The 16,410-nt window shown below is 59.5% G+C and carries 14 protein-coding genes; 4 read left to right on the plus strand and 10 right to left on the minus strand.

All coding sequences use genetic code 11. The annotated features are described in order from the left end of the window. The 5 genes from QZH45_RS22280 to sdhC form a co-directional block, all read right to left on the minus strand. Nucleotides 1–2,832, minus strand: coding sequence for a 2-oxoglutarate dehydrogenase E1 component (locus QZH45_RS22280; RefSeq protein ID WP_024780616.1), 2,832 nt, complete (start codon nucleotides 2,830–2,832; stop codon nucleotides 1–3). A gap of 261 nt (nucleotides 2,833–3,093) precedes the next feature. Beyond that, nucleotides 3,094–3,798, minus strand: a complete 705-nt coding sequence (locus tag QZH45_RS22285) for a succinate dehydrogenase iron-sulfur subunit (protein WP_024780617.1) — start codon at nucleotides 3,796–3,798, stop codon at nucleotides 3,094–3,096. An 11-nt stretch (nucleotides 3,799–3,809) separates the two neighbouring features. Further along, nucleotides 3,810–5,582 carry a succinate dehydrogenase flavoprotein subunit gene (sdhA, locus tag QZH45_RS22290; protein WP_024780618.1) on the minus strand — a complete coding sequence of 591 codons (1,773 nt, stop codon included), beginning with the start codon at nucleotides 5,580–5,582 and terminating at the stop codon, nucleotides 3,810–3,812. A gap of 3 nt (nucleotides 5,583–5,585) precedes the next feature. Beyond that, nucleotides 5,586–5,954 carry a succinate dehydrogenase, hydrophobic membrane anchor protein gene (gene sdhD / locus QZH45_RS22295; protein WP_024780619.1) on the minus strand — a complete coding sequence of 123 codons (369 nt, stop codon included), beginning with the start codon at nucleotides 5,952–5,954 and terminating at the stop codon, nucleotides 5,586–5,588. Further along, nucleotides 5,948–6,334: a succinate dehydrogenase, cytochrome b556 subunit gene (sdhC, locus tag QZH45_RS22300; RefSeq protein ID WP_172679607.1), complete on the minus strand. Its 387-nt coding sequence runs from the start codon at nucleotides 6,332–6,334 to the stop codon at nucleotides 5,948–5,950. Before sdhC ends, sdhD begins: the two co-directional genes overlap by 7 nt. 351 nt (nucleotides 6,335–6,685) lie before the next feature. On the opposite strand from sdhC, the gene gltA reads away from it, so the two are divergent. Then, on the plus strand, nucleotides 6,686–7,975 hold the full coding sequence (gene gltA, locus QZH45_RS22305) for a citrate synthase (protein ID WP_024780621.1): 1,290 nt from the start codon (nucleotides 6,686–6,688) through the stop codon (nucleotides 7,973–7,975). Nucleotides 7,976–8,376: 401 nt separating this feature from the next. Here gltA and QZH45_RS22310 read toward each other — a convergent pair whose 3' ends face one another. The 3 genes from QZH45_RS22310 to QZH45_RS22320 all read right to left on the minus strand — a co-directional run bounded on the left by QZH45_RS22310 (nucleotide 8,377) and on the right by QZH45_RS22320 (nucleotide 11,535). Continuing rightward, nucleotides 8,377–10,035, minus strand: a complete 1,659-nt coding sequence (locus QZH45_RS22310) for a cation acetate symporter (RefSeq protein ID WP_024780622.1) — start codon at nucleotides 10,033–10,035, stop codon at nucleotides 8,377–8,379. Continuing rightward, nucleotides 10,032–10,343, minus strand: a complete 312-nt coding sequence (locus QZH45_RS22315; RefSeq protein ID WP_024780623.1) for a DUF485 domain-containing protein — start codon at nucleotides 10,341–10,343, stop codon at nucleotides 10,032–10,034. The genes QZH45_RS22310 and QZH45_RS22315 overlap by 4 nt, the downstream gene beginning before the upstream one ends. Nucleotides 10,344–10,680: 337 nt before the next feature. Next, nucleotides 10,681–11,535: a glycine betaine ABC transporter substrate-binding protein gene (locus QZH45_RS22320; RefSeq protein WP_024780624.1), complete on the minus strand. Its 855-nt coding sequence runs from the start codon at nucleotides 11,533–11,535 to the stop codon at nucleotides 10,681–10,683. 373 nt (nucleotides 11,536–11,908) lie between these two features. On the opposite strand from QZH45_RS22320, the gene QZH45_RS22325 reads away from it, so the two are divergent. Together QZH45_RS22325 and QZH45_RS22330 are read left to right on the plus strand one after the other, a co-directional pair. Beyond that, nucleotides 11,909–13,207 carry a serine/threonine protein kinase gene (locus QZH45_RS22325; RefSeq protein WP_024780625.1) on the plus strand — a complete coding sequence of 433 codons (1,299 nt, stop codon included), beginning with the start codon at nucleotides 11,909–11,911 and terminating at the stop codon, nucleotides 13,205–13,207. Nucleotides 13,208–13,232: 25 nt separating this feature from the next. Next, a complete protein-coding gene (locus QZH45_RS22330) occupies nucleotides 13,233–13,973 on the plus strand; it encodes an MlaA family lipoprotein (RefSeq protein ID WP_231995053.1) in 741 nt (246 codons plus the stop codon). Nucleotides 13,974–14,105: 132 nt separating this feature from the next. Here the strand turns inward: QZH45_RS22330 and QZH45_RS22335 are convergent, their stop codons facing one another. Then, the gene (locus QZH45_RS22335) at nucleotides 14,106–15,020 is read right to left on the minus strand and encodes a DUF808 domain-containing protein (protein ID WP_053190675.1); all 915 of its coding nucleotides are present in this window, start codon (nucleotides 15,018–15,020) and stop codon (nucleotides 14,106–14,108) included. A gap of 131 nt (nucleotides 15,021–15,151) precedes the next feature. On the opposite strand from QZH45_RS22335, the gene QZH45_RS22340 reads away from it, so the two are divergent. Continuing rightward, complete coding sequence (locus QZH45_RS22340; RefSeq protein WP_024780628.1) at nucleotides 15,152–15,766, plus strand: TetR/AcrR family transcriptional regulator; 615 nt, start codon at nucleotides 15,152–15,154, stop codon at nucleotides 15,764–15,766. Nucleotides 15,767–15,875: 109 nt separating this feature from the next. Here the strand turns inward: QZH45_RS22340 and QZH45_RS22345 are convergent, their stop codons facing one another. After that, the gene (locus tag QZH45_RS22345) at nucleotides 15,876–16,334 is read right to left on the minus strand and encodes an REP-associated tyrosine transposase (protein ID WP_024780629.1); all 459 of its coding nucleotides are present in this window, start codon (nucleotides 16,332–16,334) and stop codon (nucleotides 15,876–15,878) included. Between the last annotated feature and the right edge of the window lie 76 nt (nucleotides 16,335–16,410).

The raw sequence follows: 16,410 nt of genomic DNA on the forward strand, positions 1-16,410 counted from the left end.
TTAAACAGTGAAGGCATCTTGCAGCAGTTGTTCCTGCTGCTCGGCGTGCATCGATGCGTAACCACAAGCAGGTGCAGCAGAAGCGTCACGACCGGCGTATTCCAGGCCCAGGGCCTTGTTATGGTTGCCGATGCTGCGACGCAGGTGATGCTGGCTGCTGTACCACGCGCCCTGGTTCATCGGTTCTTCCTGACACCACACCACGTCGGTGAGGTTGGTGTAAGGCGCGATGGCCTCCATCAGGTCTTCTTCCGGGAACGGGTAAAGCTGCTCGATACGCACGACGGCGATGTCTTCGCGGCCTTCGGCACGACGTTTTTCCAACAGGTCGTAGTAGACCTTGCCGCTGCACAGGATCAAGCGAGTCACCTTGGCCGCATCCAGCGTATCGATCTCGGAAATGACGGTCTGGAACGAGCCTTCGGCCAGGTCCTCGAGCGTGGAGATCGCCAGCTTGTGGCGCAGCAACGACTTCGGCGTCAGCACGATCAGCGGCTTGCGCAGCGGACGGATGACCTGACGACGCAGCAGGTGGTAGATCTGAGCCGGGGTCGTCGGTACGCAGACCTGGACGTTGTGCTCGGCGCACAGTTGCAGGTAACGCTCCAGACGTGCCGAGGAGTGCTCCGGCCCCTGCCCTTCATAACCGTGTGGCAGCAGCATGGTCAGGCCGCACAGACGACCCCACTTGTGCTCGCCGCTGGTGATGAACTGGTCGACCACCACCTGGGCACCGTTGGCGAAGTCGCCGAACTGGGCTTCCCAGATCACCAGCGCATTCGGCTCGGTGGTGGAGTAGCCATATTCGAACGCCAGGACGGCTTCCTCGGACAGCAGCGAATCGTACAGGTCGAAACGTGGCTGGCCTTTGTACAGGTGTTGCAGCGGGATGTAGGTGCTGGCGTCTTTCTGGTTGTGCAGCGCCGCGTGGCGGTGCGAGAAAGTGCCGCGGCCTACGTCCTGGCCGGTGATGCGGATCGGGTGACCTTCGAACGCCAGGGTCGCGTACGCCATGGTTTCGGCGTAACCCCAGTTGATCGGCAGGCCGCCGGCTTGCATCTTCTGACGGTCTTCGTAGATCTTCGCGACCTGGCGCTGGACCACGAAGCCTTCCGGAATTTCCAGCAGCTTGGCGGACAGTTCCTGAAGGGTCTTGAGGTCGAAACGCGTGTCGTGACGAGCGGTCCAGGCGTGGCCCAGGTATGGACGCCAGTCCACGAACAGCTCTTTGTTCGGCTCTTTGACCAGGCTTTTTACAACGTGCAGGCCATTGTCCAGGGCGTTGCGATATTCATCGACTTTTTCCTGGACGCGCTCGGCATTCAGCACGCCGCTCTGGGTCAGGCGCTCGGCATACAGCTCACGGGTAGTGCGCTGCTTGGCGATCTGCTGGTACATCAGAGGCTGGGTGCCACTTGGCTCGTCGGCTTCGTTGTGGCCGCGACGACGGTAGCAGACCAGGTCGATCACCACGTCACGCTTGTACTGCATGCGGTAGTCGATGGCCAGCTGGGTCACGAACAGCACGGCTTCCGGATCATCACCATTCACATGGAGGATCGGCGCCTGGATCATCTTCGCCACGTCGGTCGCGTACTCGGTGGAGCGCGAGTCCAACGGGTTGCTGATGGTGAAACCAACCTGGTTGTTGATGACGATGTGCACCGTACCGCCGGTCTTGAAACCGCGGGTCTGGGACATCTGGAAGGTTTCCATGACCACGCCCTGACCGGCGAATGCCGCGTCACCGTGGATGGAGATCGGCAGTACCTTCTCGCCGGTCGGGTCGTTGCGACGATCCTGACGGGCGCGAACCGAACCTTCGACTACCGGGGAAACGATTTCCAGGTGGGACGGGTTGAACGCCATGGCCAGGTGGACTTCGCCACCGGTGGTCATCACGTTGGACGAGAAGCCCTGGTGGTATTTAACGTCACCGGAACCCAGCTCGACCTTCTTCTTGCCTTCGAACTCGTCGAACAGCTCGCGCGGGTTCTTGCCGAAGGTGTTGACCAGCACGTTGAGACGACCACGGTGGGCCATGCCGATGACCACTTCCTTGGTGCCGTACGAACCGGAACGCTGGATCAGCTCGTCCAGCATCGGAATCAGGCTCTCGCCGCCTTCCAGGCCGAAACGCTTGGTGCCCGGGTACTTGGTGCCCAGGTATTTTTCCAGGCCTTCACCGGCAGTGACGCGCTCGAGCAGGTGGCTCTTGATGTCGGCGGAGTACGTCGGACGGCCACGAACGCTTTCCAGACGCTGCTGGAACCACTGGCGTTGCTCGGAATCGGTGATGTGCGTGAACTCAGCGCCAATGGTGCGGCAATATGTCTGCTGCAACGCTTCGTGAATTTCACGTAGGCTCGCTTCCTCTTTGCCGATAAACAGGTCGCCGGCACGGAAGGTCGTATCAAGATCGGCATTGGTCAAGCCGTAGTGAGTGATCGACAGGTCTGCAGGTGCAGGACGCTGCCACAGCCCCAGCGGGTCCAGCTGGGCTGCCTGGTGGCCTCGCATCCTGTAGGCCTGGATCAGTCGCAGTACTTCAACTTGCTTCTTCTCGTGTTCGCTGCTCACGCTGCCGGCGGAGACCGGTTGAGCGCGGCGCTGGTTCTTTGCCAGCAGCACGAAATGATCGCGAATCGTCGAGTGCGAAACATCAGTGGCAGAGTTACCGTCAGCCGGCAACTTCTGAAAATAGGTGCGCCATTCTTCTGGCACAGCGTTAGGGTCGTGCAGGTAGAGCTCGTAGAGCTCTTCCACATAGGCAGCGTTACCACCGGAGAGGTGGGCACTGTTCCACATGCGCTGCATCACGCTTTCTTGCATGCTTGGTCACCCTCGATTAGGGGAACACCATCGGCGAAAACACCGAGCAAACTTGCAGAAGTCCGAGTGCAGCGACTAAAACAAGCCACTTAGGATCACGCTGATAGTCCGGGTACCAGCCCGGATGCCCCTGCTTGTCTCATTTCTTCAAAATAAGAACCGCCGCTTTGTAAGCGGCTGTTCTGGTTATGCTACGACGCGGGTTGAAGCCCGCGCCTTAGCCTCTACGGGTACAGCGGTTCTACGGGTACAGCAGCTGAATCACACGCCGCTTTGCAGCAGCATGTTACGTACGTGACCGATGGCCTTAGTCGGGTTCAGGCCTTTCGGGCAGACGTTGACGCAGTTCATGATCCCGCGGCAGCGGAATACGCTGAACGGGTCATCCAGTGCGGCCAGACGCTCGGACGTCTTGGTATCACGGCTGTCTGCCAGGAAGCGGTACGCTTGCAGCAGGGCGGCCGGGCCCAGGAACTTGTCCGGGTTCCACCAGAAGGATGGGCACGAGGTCGAGCAGCAAGCGCACAGGATGCACTCGTACAGACCGTCGAGCTTCTCACGCTCTTCCGGGGACTGCAGACGCTCGATGGCCGGAGCCGGCGTGTCGTTCTGCAGGAATGGCTTCACCTTCTCGTATTGCTTGTAGAAGATGCTCATATCGACGACCAGGTCACGAATAACCGGCAAACCTGGTAGCGGACGAACGATCAGCTTGTTGCCTTTGACAACGGCCGACAGTGGCGTGATGCAGGCCAGGCCGTTCTTGCCGTTGATGTTCATGCCGTCGGAGCCGCAAACGCCCTCGCGGCAGGAGCGACGATAGGAGAAACCTTCGTCCTGCTCTTTGATCAGGGCCAGCACGTCCAGCACCATCAGGTCTTTACCACCGGTATCGACCTGGAAATCCTGCATGAACGGCGCGGCGTCCTGATCAGGGTTGTAGCGATAAACACTGACTTGCAACATGGCGGTCACCCTTAATAAGTCCGGACTTTAGGTTCGAAAGTCGGAACAGTCTTCGGCGAGAAGTTCACGGCACGCTTGGCGACGCGTTTTTCACCCGGGAAGTACAGCGTGTGGCACAGCCAGTTTTCGTCGTCACGGTCTTCATAGTCTTCGCGGGCGTGGGCACCACGGGACTCTTTACGCACTTCTGCGGCGATGGCGGTGGCTTCGGCCACTTCCAGCAGGTTCTGCAGTTCCAGCGCTTCGATACGAGCGGTGTTGAACGCCTGTGACTTATCGTTGATCTTCACATTGGCAATTCGTTCACGCAGTTCTGCCAGCTGGGCAATACCCTTCTGCATGTATTCGCCGGTACGGAACACACCGAAGTAGTTCTGCATGCAGCTTTGCAGCTCGCGACGCAGGGTGGCCACGTCTTCGCCATCGGTACGGTTGTTCAGGGCGTTCAGGCGCGACAAGGCCGCATTGATGTCGGCTTCGGTAGCGTCGTCGTATTCGATGCCATCGCTCAGCGCCTTCTCCAGGTGCAGGCCAGCGGCACGACCGAAGACCACCAGGTCGAGCAGCGAGTTGCCGCCCAGACGGTTGGCACCGTGAACCGATACACACGCCACTTCACCCACTGCGAACAGGCCAGGGATGATTTCGTCCACGCCTTCGGCGTTCTGGGTGATTGCCTGGCCATGGATGTTGGTCGGAACGCCGCCCATCATATAGTGGCAGGTTGGAACCACTGGAACCGGCGCGACGACCGGGTCGACGTGAGCGAATGTCTTCGACAGTTCGCAGATGCCTGGCAGGCGGCTGTGCAACACTTCCTCGCCCAGGTGGTCGAGCTTGAGCATCACGTGGTCGCCATTCGGGCCACAGCCGTTACCGGCGATGATTTCCTTGACCATCGAACGGGCCACGACGTCACGACCGGCAAGGTCCTTGGCGTTCGGAGCATAACGTTCCATGAAACGCTCGCCGTGCTTGTTGATCAAGTAACCGCCTTCACCGCGGCAACCTTCGGTGACCAGTACACCGGCGCCGGCGATGCCGGTCGGGTGGAACTGCCACATTTCGATGTCTTGTACCGGCACGCCAGCACGCAGGGCCATGCCGACGCCGTCACCGGTGTTGATCAGGGCGTTGGTGGTGGAGGCATAGATACGGCCTGCACCGCCGGTCGCCAGTACGGTGGCTTTCGAGCGGATGTAGGTGGTTTCGCCGGTTTCGATGCAGATCGCGATCACGCCGACGAAGGCGCCGTCCTGGTTCTTCACCAGGTCTACGGCGTAGTACTCGTTCAGGAACGTGGTACCGGCCTTCAGGTTGCCCTGGTACAGGGTGTGCAGCAGCGCGTGACCGGTACGGTCGGATGCCGCGCAGGTACGTGCAGCCTGACCGCCCTTGCCGTAGTCCTTGGACTGGCCGCCGAACGGACGCTGGTAGATACGGCCGGTTTCGGTACGGGAGAACGGCAGGCCCATGTGGTCCAGCTCGAACACCGCGGCCGGGCCTTCCTGACACATATATTCGATAGCGTCCTGGTCACCGATGTAGTCGGAACCCTTGACGGTATCGTACATGTGCCAGCGCCAGTCATCGTTCGGGTCGGCCGAAGCGATGGCGCAGGTGATGCCGCCCTGGGCGGAAACAGTGTGCGAACGGGTCGGGAAGACCTTGGTGATCACGGCAGTCTTGTGACCGCCCTGGGCCAGTTGCAGCGCTGCGCGCATGCCGGCACCGCCGCCGCCAACAATGATGGCGTCGAAAGAAATCGTTGGAATGTTAGCCATGGATCAGATACCCCAGAGAATCTGCACACCCCAGACGAAGTAAGCGAACATCGCAACGCCGCATACTGCCTGGAAGAGGAAACGTACGGCAGTCGCCGACTTGCCGAACGCCATCTGCGTCAGGTAGTCGGTGGCAATGGTCCACATGCCGACCCAGGCGTGAGCGCCCAGTGCGACGAGGGCCAGCAGACTGAAGATACGCATCCAGTTGTTTGCAAACAGTTCATGCCATTGGGCATAGCCAAGGCCGGGGTGGGCGACGACATATCCGATCAGGAAAATGAAATAAGCCGCGAGAACGACCGCGGACACGCGCTGCGCCATCCAGTCATAGAGGCCCGAACGCGAGAGGTTCGTGACGTTGGTTACCATATCCAGACTCCTGCCAGAACGATTACCACCACGGAAACGGCGATAACGATTTTCGAGCCCAGCTTGCCGCCTTCCAGCGTTTCACCGATGCCCATGTCCATGATCAAGTGGCGCACACCGGCAACCAGGTGATACAGCAAGGCGGACAGGATGCCCCAAATCACTAGCTTGGCTAGCGGACTGGTCAGACACGCCTTCACCTGACCGAAGCCTTCTTCCGAGTCGAGCGACTTGTCCAATGCGTAGAGCATGATGGCCAGGCTGACAAAGAGGATGACACCGGAGATACGGTGAAGAATGGACGTGTAAGCAGTGACTGGGAGTTTGATGGTCCTTAGGTCTAGGTTTACAGGTCGTTGGCTTTTCACGGCTTTTTTCACACTGAAGAGCCCCTAAGAATCAGGGCAAAGTTGTTGCGGCGCGCACTGGTCAGGTACTCACCACCCAGGGAGTGACGACCCCCAGCAAAGCTGGCCCAAAAGCCCCTGGCGGTCGGCTGCCGAGTATAGACAGTTAGGTTACTAATGACAACGCGTTCACCTTCCACTGATGGCGCATTGCACAACAGCGGCAAAAGGCGTAAACGGCAGGCAATTTCGACGAAAAAGTCCGGTTAAAGCCTTCTGGAGCAAGACTTTAGGCAAATTGACATTCGGATTTATCTCACTATAGTGGTGCGGGCCCTGCGTGGGGGGTCTGTCTGATGATTCCAAGCATTAATAGGAGGCCACATGGCTGACAAAAAAGCGCAGTTGATCATCGAGGGCGCAGCCCCCGTCGAGCTGCCCATTTTAACCGGCACCGTTGGTCCCGATGTAATCGACGTTCGCGGCCTGACGGCCACGGGCCGCTTCACCTTCGATCCAGGGTTCATGTCGACCGCCTCGTGCGAGTCGAAGATCACCTATATCGACGGCGACAACGGCATCCTGCTGCACCGCGGCTACCCGATCGAGCAACTGGCTGAAAAATCGGACTACCTGGAAACCTGCTACCTGCTGCTCAACGGCGAGCTCCCGACCGCAGAACAAAAGGCCCAGTTCGTCAGCACCGTGAAAAACCACACCATGGTTCACGAGCAGTTGAAGTCCTTCTTCAACGGCTTCCGTCGCGACGCCCACCCGATGGCCGTCATGTGCGGCGTTGTCGGCGCCCTCTCGGCCTTCTACCACGACTCCCTGGACATCAATAACCCCCAGCATCGCGAAATCTCCGCGATCCGCCTGGTGGCGAAGATGCCGACCCTCGCGGCGATGGTCTACAAGTACTCCATGGGCCAGCCCATGATGTACCCGCGCAACGACCTGTCGTACGCGGAAAACTTCCTGCACATGATGTTCAACACCCCGTGCGAGATCAAACCGATCAGCCCGGTGCTCGCCAAGGCCATGGACCGGATCTTCATCCTCCATGCCGACCACGAGCAGAACGCCTCCACGTCCACCGTGCGCCTGGCCGGCTCGTCGGGTGCCAACCCGTTCGCCTGCATCGCTGCCGGTATCGCGGCACTCTGGGGCCCGGCCCACGGCGGTGCCAACGAAGCGGTACTGACCATGCTCGATGAAATCGGTGATGTCTCGAACATCGACAAGTTCATCGCCAAGGCCAAGGACAAGAACGATCCGTTCAAGCTGATGGGCTTCGGTCACCGGGTCTACAAGAACCGCGACCCGCGCGCCACCGTCATGAAGCAGACCTGCGACGAAGTGCTCAAGGAACTGGGGATCAAGAACGATCCGCAACTCGAACTGGCCATGCGCCTGGAAGAGATCGCCCTTACCGATCCGTACTTCATCGAACGCTCCCTGTACCCGAACGTCGACTTCTACTCGGGGATCATCCTCAAGGCGATCGGCATTCCAACCAGCATGTTCACCGTGATCTTCGCCCTGGCGCGGACCGTCGGCTGGATCTCCCACTGGAAGGAAATGCTCTCCAGCCCGTACAAGATCGGCCGCCCACGCCAGTTGTACACCGGCTACGAGTCGCGTGACATCACCAAACTGGAAGATCGCAAGTAAGTCCTTGCCATAACGCCTCAAGCCGCACCGGAACGGCCCCCGCATCTTATATAAGAGCGGGGGCCGTTTTGTTTGCCCCCCTCCCCCTGTAGTGACCATTTTGACGCCATCGTGAGCAGGCTCGCACACAGGGGATCTGTGCCAGACGCAAAGCCAACAGACACCAGGCACTACTGTGGGAGCGGGCTTGCTCGCGAAAGCAGTGGATCAGCTTGCATCGATGGTGTTTATGCCGCCGTCATCGCGAGCAGGGCTCGCACACATTGGAATGCGGTCACCTGTGGGAGCGAGCCTGCTCGCGATGACGCCAGACCTGATTCCCCTTTCTCCCGGGCACAAAAAAATACCCCAGCCTCTCGACCGGGGTATTTCTTCAAACGCGACGCTTGCTACTTATCGCCTCAGTGATTAACCGCCCCACTCGCCCCCAGGCCAGTCTGCGAACGCACGAACTGCGGGAAGAACAGCGCCCGCTCGCTCTCGGCTTCAGCCGACTTGTCGGTGATGGAGAAGAACCAGATACCGACGAAGGCAATGGCCATCGAGAACAACGCAGGATACTCATACGGGTAGATCGGCTTCTCGTGACCCATGATCTGTACCCAGATGGTTGGGCCGAGGATCATCAGGCCCACGGCGCTGACCAGGCCCAGCCAGCCACCAATCATGGCGCCGCGGGTGGTCAGTTTCTTCCAGTACATCGAAAGCAGCAGCACCGGGAAGTTGCAGCTCGCCGCGATGGAGAACGCCAGGCCCACCATGAACGCGATATTCTGCTTCTCGAACAGGATGCCCAGGCCGATCGCCAGCACCGCCAGAGCGATGGTGGTGATCTTCGAGACACGGATCTCGTCCTTCTCGTTGGCCTTGCCTTTCTTGATCACACTGGCATACAGGTCATGGGATACCGCCGAAGCACCAGCCAGGGTCAGGCCTGCCACAACCGCCAGGATGGTGGCAAACGCCACGGCCGAGATGAAGCCCAGGAAGACACTGCCGCCGACGGCGTTGGCCAGATGCACCGCCGCCATGTTGTTACCGCCCAGCAAGGCACCTGCCGCGTCCTTGAAGGCCGGGTTGGTGCTGACCAGCAAGATCGCGCCGAAGCCGATGATAAAGGTCAGGATGTAGAAGTAACCGATGAAGCCAGTGGCATACAGCACGCTCTTGCGAGCTTCCTTGGCGTCACTCACAGTGAAGAAGCGCATCAGGATGTGTGGCAGGCCAGCGGTACCGAACATCAGCGCCAGGCCCAGGGAGAAGGCCGAGACCGGATCCTTCACCAGACCGCCGGGGCTCATGATCGCCTCGCCTTTCGGGTGAACCTTGACCGCTTCTGCAAACAGCATGTTGAAGTCGAAGTTGACGTGCTTCATGACCATCAACGCCATGAACGTAGCACCCGACAGCAACAGCACTGCCTTGATGATCTGTACCCAGGTGGTCGCCAGCATGCCACCGAACAGCACATAGAGGCACATCAGGATACCCACCAGCACCACCGCAACGTGGTAGTCCAGGCCAAACAGCAACTGGATCAGCTTGCCGGCGCCGACCATCTGCGCGATCAGGTAGAACGCTACCACCACCAGCGAACCACTGGCGGACAAGGTACGGATCTGCTTTTGCCCAAGGCGATAGGACGCCACGTCGGCAAAGGTGTATTTACCCAGGTTACGCAGGCGCTCGGCGATCAGGAACAGAATGATCGGCCAGCCCACCAGGAAACCGATGGAGTAGATCAGGCCGTCGTAGCCGGAAGCGAACACCAGCGCGGAAATACCCAGGAAGGACGCCGCCGACATGTAGTCACCGGCAATGGCCAGGCCGTTCTGGAAGCCGGTGATCCGTCCACCCGCCGCATAGTAGTCACTGGCCGACTTGCTCCGCTTGGACGCCCAGTAGGTGATGCACAGGGTCAAGCCGACAAATCCCACGAACATGATAATGGCGGAGACGTTGAGGGGTTGTTTCTCCACAGCCCCGGTCAGGGCCTCAGCCGCCCAGGCACCCGGGGCGAACGCTGCGATGCTCAATAGAGCCAATAGACGCCGGATCATTGTTGAGCCTCCTTGAGAATCGCATTGTTCAGCTCATCGAACTCGCCATTGGCGCGTCGCACATAGATGGCGGTCAGGATGAACGCCGAGACAATCAGGCCGACACCAATGGGGATACCCCAGGTCATCGTCGACTCGGGCGTGATCTTGGCCCCGAGAATGTGCGGCCCGTAGGCGATCAGAAGAATGAATCCGGAGTACAGCCCTAGCATGATCGCCGAAAGAATCCAGGCGAACCTTTCTCTTTTTCTCACCAGCTCCTTGAAGCGCGGGCTGTTTTGAATCGAGAGGTAAATGCTGTCGTTCATTGTTTTTATCCTCGCAGCACAATTTAAGATGGAACGACTCTACTCTATGCGGCTCAAGGCGAGGTTCCAGACGACCTTAGTATTAGAACGACATGACGGTTTTGCCAGTTTTCAGCAAAAACTGTCTCCACCACCTCTCCCTTGTGGGAGCGAGCCTCTGTGGGAGCAAGGCTTGCCCGCGACAGCATCGCTCCGGCATCAAGACCAACCGAGGCGCCTGCATCGCGGGCAAGCCTTGCTCCCACAGGTATGTGTGGAGGATTCGAGTATTGCGTATCAAAAAAAAAACCGCATGACACGACGTCATGCGGCTTTCGGGATTACCGGATCAGGCAGATTACTTGCCAGTCCACTCCTTCACGCGGTCAGGGTGCTTGGCGACCCAGTCTTCGGCAGCAGCTTCAGGCTTGGCGCCCTCTTGGATAGCCAGCATGACTTCGCCGATCTCGTCTTTCGAGGACCATTGGAATTTCTTCAGGAACTCAGCGACTTCCGGCGCTTTGGTCGCCAATTCCTTGCTGCCGATGCTGTTCACGGTTTCAGCCGCGCCGTAGACGCCTTTCGGGTCTTCCAGGAAGCGCAGTTTCCACTTGGCGAACATCCAGTGCGGCACCCAACCGGTAACGGCGATGGATTCGTTCTTTTTCTCGGCACGGGTCAGCTCGGCAATCATGCCGGCGCCGGAACTGGCCTTGAGTTGATAACCGGTCAGGTCGTAGTCCTTGATCGCCTGCTCAGTCTTGAGCATCACACCTGAACCTGCGTCGATGCCAACAATGCGATTCTTGAAGCTTTCATCGGTTTTGAGATCAGCCACGGACTGAGCCTTGACGTACTCGGGCACGATCAGGCCGATTTTTGCATCTTTGAAGTTCGGGCCGTAATCGACCACCTGATCCTTGTTCTTCGCCCAATAATCGCCGTGAGTTACCGGCAGCCAGGCCGAGAGCATTGCATCGAGCTTGCCGGTGGCCACGCCCTGCCACATGATCCCGGTCGCCACCGCTTGCAGCTTCACGTCATAACCGAGCTTCTTCTTGATGACTTCCGCCGCCACGTGAGTGGTCGCGACGCTGTCGGACCAGCCGTCAACATAGCCGATGCTCACGGTTTTGGTTTCGGCGCTGGCCAGTGTGGAGCTGATCGCCAGTACCAGTGCGGCACCTGCGCCCATGAGTCGTCGCATCTTCATCGTGTACTTCCCCGAAAGTGCTGCGCCCGACGGATGCCGAGCGACGTCAACGTATTTGTTATGGTGCTCAGCGCCCCCATCACGCTCGCCTGCCAAACCGATTCGAACATCAGTGGAGTGCTGATGTAACGATCATCAACCCGCGCCGATCTGGAACCTGATCTGTCAGCGACATCGAAACAGCGAGGAGCGACATCAGAACGCCATCCACGACAAGTGTAGGCAACTAGCCATTAACCGCCCACACCGTGTATCGTCCCGTTGCCATTGTCCCTTGCTCAAACCTGTTTCGTGTCGATCATGGCACTTGGTTTCGCTTCAGTGGTCATAGCCTGCGAACCTCATTCGGCACCATCCTCTAAGGGATCCAGTCATGCTCCGTTCCTTGCGCTTCGCTGCCCTCATCGGCGGCCTTATCCTGAGTGCGTCCGTGCTGGCGGTGGATATCGACGCCGCCAGCTATGGCTACCCCTTGACCAACCCGTTCGAGGCAACCATCGCGACCACCCCGCCTGACCTGCGACCCGAGCTGCCCTTGATCGAGGACATCAACCAGGCGGACCACAGCGTCACCCTTCGCCCGGAACGCGAGTTCATTCTGCCGGACAACTTCTGGCCGGTGAAAAGCCTTACCTACCGCATGGCCACCCAGGACAAGCCGGCCCCGCTGATCTTCCTGATCGCCGGTACCGGTGCACGGTACGACAGCAGCCTCAACGAATACCTCAAGCGGCTCTATTACAAGGCCGGCTACCACGTGGTGCAGTTGTCATCGCCCACCAGTTTCGACTTCATGAGCGCCGCCTCGCGCTTCGCCACGCCGGGCATCACCAAGGAAGACGCCGAAGACATGTACCGGGTCATGCAAGCGGTGCGCGCGCAGAACCCGAAGCTGCCGGTGACCGAGTACTACCTCACCGGCTACAGCCTTGGCGCGCTGGATGCCGCCTTCGTCGCGCACCTGGACGAAACCCGCCGCAGCTTCAACTTCAAGAAAGTCCTGTTGCTGAACCCGCCGGTCAACCTCTACACCTCGGTCACCAACCTGGACAAACTGGTCCAGACCCAGGTCAAGGGCATCAACAACACCACGACTTTCTATGAGCTGGTGCTGAACAAGCTGACCCGCTACTTTCAGCAAAAAGGCTACATCGACCTCAACGATGCCCTCCTTTATGACTTCCAGCAGTCCAAGCAACACCTGAGCAACGAGCAGATGGCGATGCTGATCGGCACGTCATTCCGGTTCTCGGCAGCCGACATCGCATTCACCTCAGACCTGATCAACCGTCGCGGCCTGATCACCCCGCCCAAGTTCCCGATCACCGAAAGCACCAGCCTGACGCCATTTCTCAAGCGTGCGCTGCAATGCGATTTCGACTGCTACCTGACTGAACAAGTGATCCCGATGTGGCGCGCGCGGACCGACGGCGGCAGCCTGCTGCAACTGGTCGACCAGGTCAGTCTCTACGCCCTGAAGGATTACCTGCATGAAAGCTCGAAGATTGCCGTGATGCACAACGCCGACGACGTCATCCTCGGCCCCGGCGACCTGGGCTTCCTGCGCAAGACCTTTGGCGACCGCCTGACGGTGTATCCACTGGGCGGCCACTGCGGCAACCTCAATTACCGCGTCAACAGCGACGCCATGCTGGAGTTCTTCCGTGGCTAAATACCTCCTGCTTATCGCGGCGTTAATGGGTGCGGGCGTGGTTCACGCCGATGACCAGGCCACCGTGGACCCCGACGGTTTCAAGGAGCCGCTGGCCAAACTCAAGTTCAATCCGGGCCTGGACCAACGCGAATTCGAGCGCTCGACCCTCAACGCGCTGAATGTCTATGACCCACTCGAGTCCTGGAACCGTCGCGTCTATCACTTCAATTACCGTTTCGACCAATGGGTGTTCCTGCCCGTGGTCGATGGCTACCGCTACGTCACCCCGAGTTTCGTGCGCACCGGCGTCAGCAACTTCTTCAATAACCTGGGCGATGTACCGAACCTGATGAACAGCCTGCTGCAATTCAAGGGCAAGCGCTCGATGGAGACCACGGCGCGGCTGCTGCTCAACACCACGATCGGCGTCGCCGGCCTGTGGGATCCCGCCACCGCCATGGGCCTGCCGCGCCAGAGCGAAGACTTCGGCCAGACCCTGGGCTTCTATGGCGTACCCGCCGGTGCCTATTTCGTGCTGCCGATCTTCGGTCCTTCCAACCTGCGGGATACCTCAGGGTTGCTGGTGGACTACACGGCCGAGTCGGAGATCAACTTCCTGAACGTCTCGGAAGTCAGTGCCAACCACCCGGAACTGCTGCTCCTGCGCGGCGTGGACAAGCGCTACCAGACCACCTTCCGCTATGGCCAACTGAACTCGCCGTTCGAGTATGAAAAGGTGCGCTACGTGTACACGGAGTCGCGCAAGTTGCAGATTGCCGAGTAACAGTCGGCCAAGTGAGATCCCCTGTGGGAGCGAGCCTGCTCGCGATGAGGGCCTGACATTCAACATTTATGTTGCCTGACAGAGCGCTATCGCGAGCAGGCTCGCTCCCACAGGGGTTCCGGGTTGTCAGGTTCAGCCTTTCAGCGCCTTCCAGACCTTGCCCACCACCATCACCCCGGCCAGCACCACCGCCCCGGCCACGATCCCCGCCACCGCATTGAGCAATATCGGCACGATGAACCCGGCCCCGCCGGCACTCGCCGCCGCGGCCTCGATCCAGTGATGCACCACCGGCACGCCATGGGTGAGGATGCCGCCGCCCACCAGAAACATCGCTGCCGTACCGATCACGGACAGGCCTTTCATCATGTAAGGGGCAGCACGCAGGATGGCCCCACCGATGCTTCTGGCAACCTGTCCCGGTTTCTGTGTCAGCCACAGCCCCAGGTCATCGAGCTTGACGATCCCGGCCACCAGACCGTAGACACCGACGGTCATGACCACAGCGATGCCCGACAGCACGATCACCTGTTGGGTCAACGGTGCATCGGCGACAGTGCCGAGGGTGATGGCGATGATCTCCGCCGACAGGATGAAATCGGTACGTACCGCGCCCTTGATCTTGTCCTTCTCAAAAGCCACCAGGTCCACTGCCGGATCGGCCACGGCCTCGACCAACTGCGCATGCTCGGCCTGGTCTTCGGCCGGACTGTGGAGGAACTTGTGGGCGAGTTTTTCGAATCCCTCGAAACACAGGTAGGCGCCACCCACCATCAACAGCGGCGTCACCAGCCACGGCACGAAGGCACTGATAGCCAGGGCCGACGGCACCAGGATCAGCTTGTTGATAAAAGAGCCCTTCGCCACGGCCCAAACCACCGGCAGCTCTCGCTCGGCCCGCACGCCGGACACCTGCTGGGCGTTGAGCGCCAGATCGTCGCCGAGCACGCCGGCGGTTTTCTTCGCGGCCATCTTGGTCATCAGCGCAACATCGTCGAGCACGGTGGCGATGTCGTCGATCAACACCAGCAAACTGCTTCCGGCCATGGTGGGACTCCTTGAATAATAATGCCGCGCAGCATACCGCGAGCCGCCGTGCCACGGGGCATTCTTGAGCGTCGCGCGAGGCCGGTGCTACCATGCGCCACCGCCAGAACAGGCAAGGAACCCCTGGGTTTATGAGCACTATCCGCGAGCGCAACAAAGAACTCATCCTGCGTGCCGCCAGCGAAGAATTTGCCGACAAGGGCTTCGCAGCGACCAAGACCAGCGACATCGCGGCCAAGGCGGGCCTGCCCAAACCCAACGTCTACTACTACTTCAAATCCAAGGAAAACCTCTACCGCGAGGTCCTGGAAAGCATTATCGAGCCGATCCTCCAGGCCTCGACCCCGTTCAACGCCGACGGCTTGCCCGGCGAGGTGCTGAGCCATTACATCCGTTCCAAGATCCGCATTTCCCGCGACCTGCCCTTCGCCTCGAAGGTCTTCGCCAGCGAGATCATGCACGGCGCCCCCCACCTGAGCCCCGACCTGGTGGAACAACTCAACGCCCAGGCCCGGCACAACATCGACTGTATCCAGACCTGGATCGACCGAGGCCAGATCGCTCCCATCGACCCCAACCACCTGATGTTCAGCATCTGGGCCGCCACCCAGACCTATGCCGATTTCGACTGGCAGATCACCGCCGTCACCGGCAAGGCAAAGCTGGATGAAGCCGATTATGAAGCAGCGGCGCAGACGATTATCCGGTTGGTGTTGAAAGGGTGTGAGTTGGATCGCCAGGCTTAGCATCGAGTCGCCTTTATCGCGAGCAGGCTCGCTCCCACAGGGTCTGGCTGTATGACTGCTTTCCTTGTGGGAGCGAGCCTGCTCGCGATGGAGGCGACTCAATTCCAAATCAGACCCAGATCGCATCCCACAGCGGATAATCGCCAAACCGCTTGACCAATCCGGCCCGCAATGGGTTGGCCACGACATACCGCGCGAGCTTGACCAAGTCATCTTCCCGCCGCAGTGCCCGGTCATGAAAACCTGGCTGCCAAAGGCAGAGTTTACGATCAAGACGCAGGTTCACTGACTTGGTACTCAATGATTTTGTTCGTTGCATCAAGCCATCTAACGACCCCTTGCGTAATTCGATCAACCAATGGAAGTGATCCGGCATGACGACCCATGCCAATGAGTTGGCGAGGCCCAGATCCTCGGCTTTTCGAAACTGCTCGACAACCAATCTCCCCAGACCAAAATCGCTGAAGATCGGCATTCGGTCGGAGGTGTTGGTGGTTAATAGGTAGATCCGGCTGGACTCAGTACAGCGGCCAATGCGTAGTCGGCGCGAAGCAGGTAGATCAGGCATTCCGTGCCCCTTTGTTATCGAACTCCGGACAAGGCTAGACCTTCAAATACCTGAATGTGGGGCCAGACCATAGCAG

Origin of the sequence: Pseudomonas corrugata, from assembly GCF_050920615.1 — a bacterium.
In the GTDB taxonomy this organism is placed as follows: domain Bacteria; phylum Pseudomonadota; class Gammaproteobacteria; order Pseudomonadales; family Pseudomonadaceae; genus Aquipseudomonas; species Aquipseudomonas corrugata.

What these genes read in the sequence shown, in the direction of transcription:
- sdhD (WP_024780619.1), bottom strand. Translation starts at nt 5,954, where the DNA reads ATGGTAACCAACGTCACGAACCTCTCGCGTTCGGGCCTCTATGACTGG.
- QZH45_RS22285 (WP_024780617.1), bottom strand. Translation starts at nt 3,798, where the DNA reads ATGTTGCAAGTCAGTGTTTATCGCTACAACCCTGATCAGGACGCCGCG.
- sdhA (WP_024780618.1), bottom strand. Translation starts at nt 5,582, where the DNA reads ATGGCTAACATTCCAACGATTTCTTTCGACGCCATCATTGTTGGCGGC.
- QZH45_RS22345 (WP_024780629.1), bottom strand. Translation starts at nt 16,334, where the DNA reads ATGCCTGATCTACCTGCTTCGCGCCGACTACGCATTGGCCGCTGTACT.
- QZH45_RS22310 (WP_024780622.1), bottom strand. Translation starts at nt 10,035, where the DNA reads ATGATCCGGCGTCTATTGGCTCTATTGAGCATCGCAGCGTTCGCCCCG.
- QZH45_RS22335 (WP_053190675.1), bottom strand. Translation starts at nt 15,020, where the DNA reads ATGGCCGGAAGCAGTTTGCTGGTGTTGATCGACGACATCGCCACCGTG.
- QZH45_RS22330 (WP_231995053.1), top strand. Translation starts at nt 13,233, where the DNA reads ATGGGTGCGGGCGTGGTTCACGCCGATGACCAGGCCACCGTGGACCCC.
- gltA (WP_024780621.1), top strand. Translation starts at nt 6,686, where the DNA reads ATGGCTGACAAAAAAGCGCAGTTGATCATCGAGGGCGCAGCCCCCGTC.
- QZH45_RS22325 (WP_024780625.1), top strand. Translation starts at nt 11,909, where the DNA reads ATGCTCCGTTCCTTGCGCTTCGCTGCCCTCATCGGCGGCCTTATCCTG.
- QZH45_RS22280 (WP_024780616.1), bottom strand. Translation starts at nt 2,832, where the DNA reads ATGCAAGAAAGCGTGATGCAGCGCATGTGGAACAGTGCCCACCTCTCC.
- QZH45_RS22340 (WP_024780628.1), top strand. Translation starts at nt 15,152, where the DNA reads ATGAGCACTATCCGCGAGCGCAACAAAGAACTCATCCTGCGTGCCGCC.
- QZH45_RS22315 (WP_024780623.1), bottom strand. Translation starts at nt 10,343, where the DNA reads ATGAACGACAGCATTTACCTCTCGATTCAAAACAGCCCGCGCTTCAAG.
- QZH45_RS22320 (WP_024780624.1), bottom strand. Translation starts at nt 11,535, where the DNA reads ATGAAGATGCGACGACTCATGGGCGCAGGTGCCGCACTGGTACTGGCG.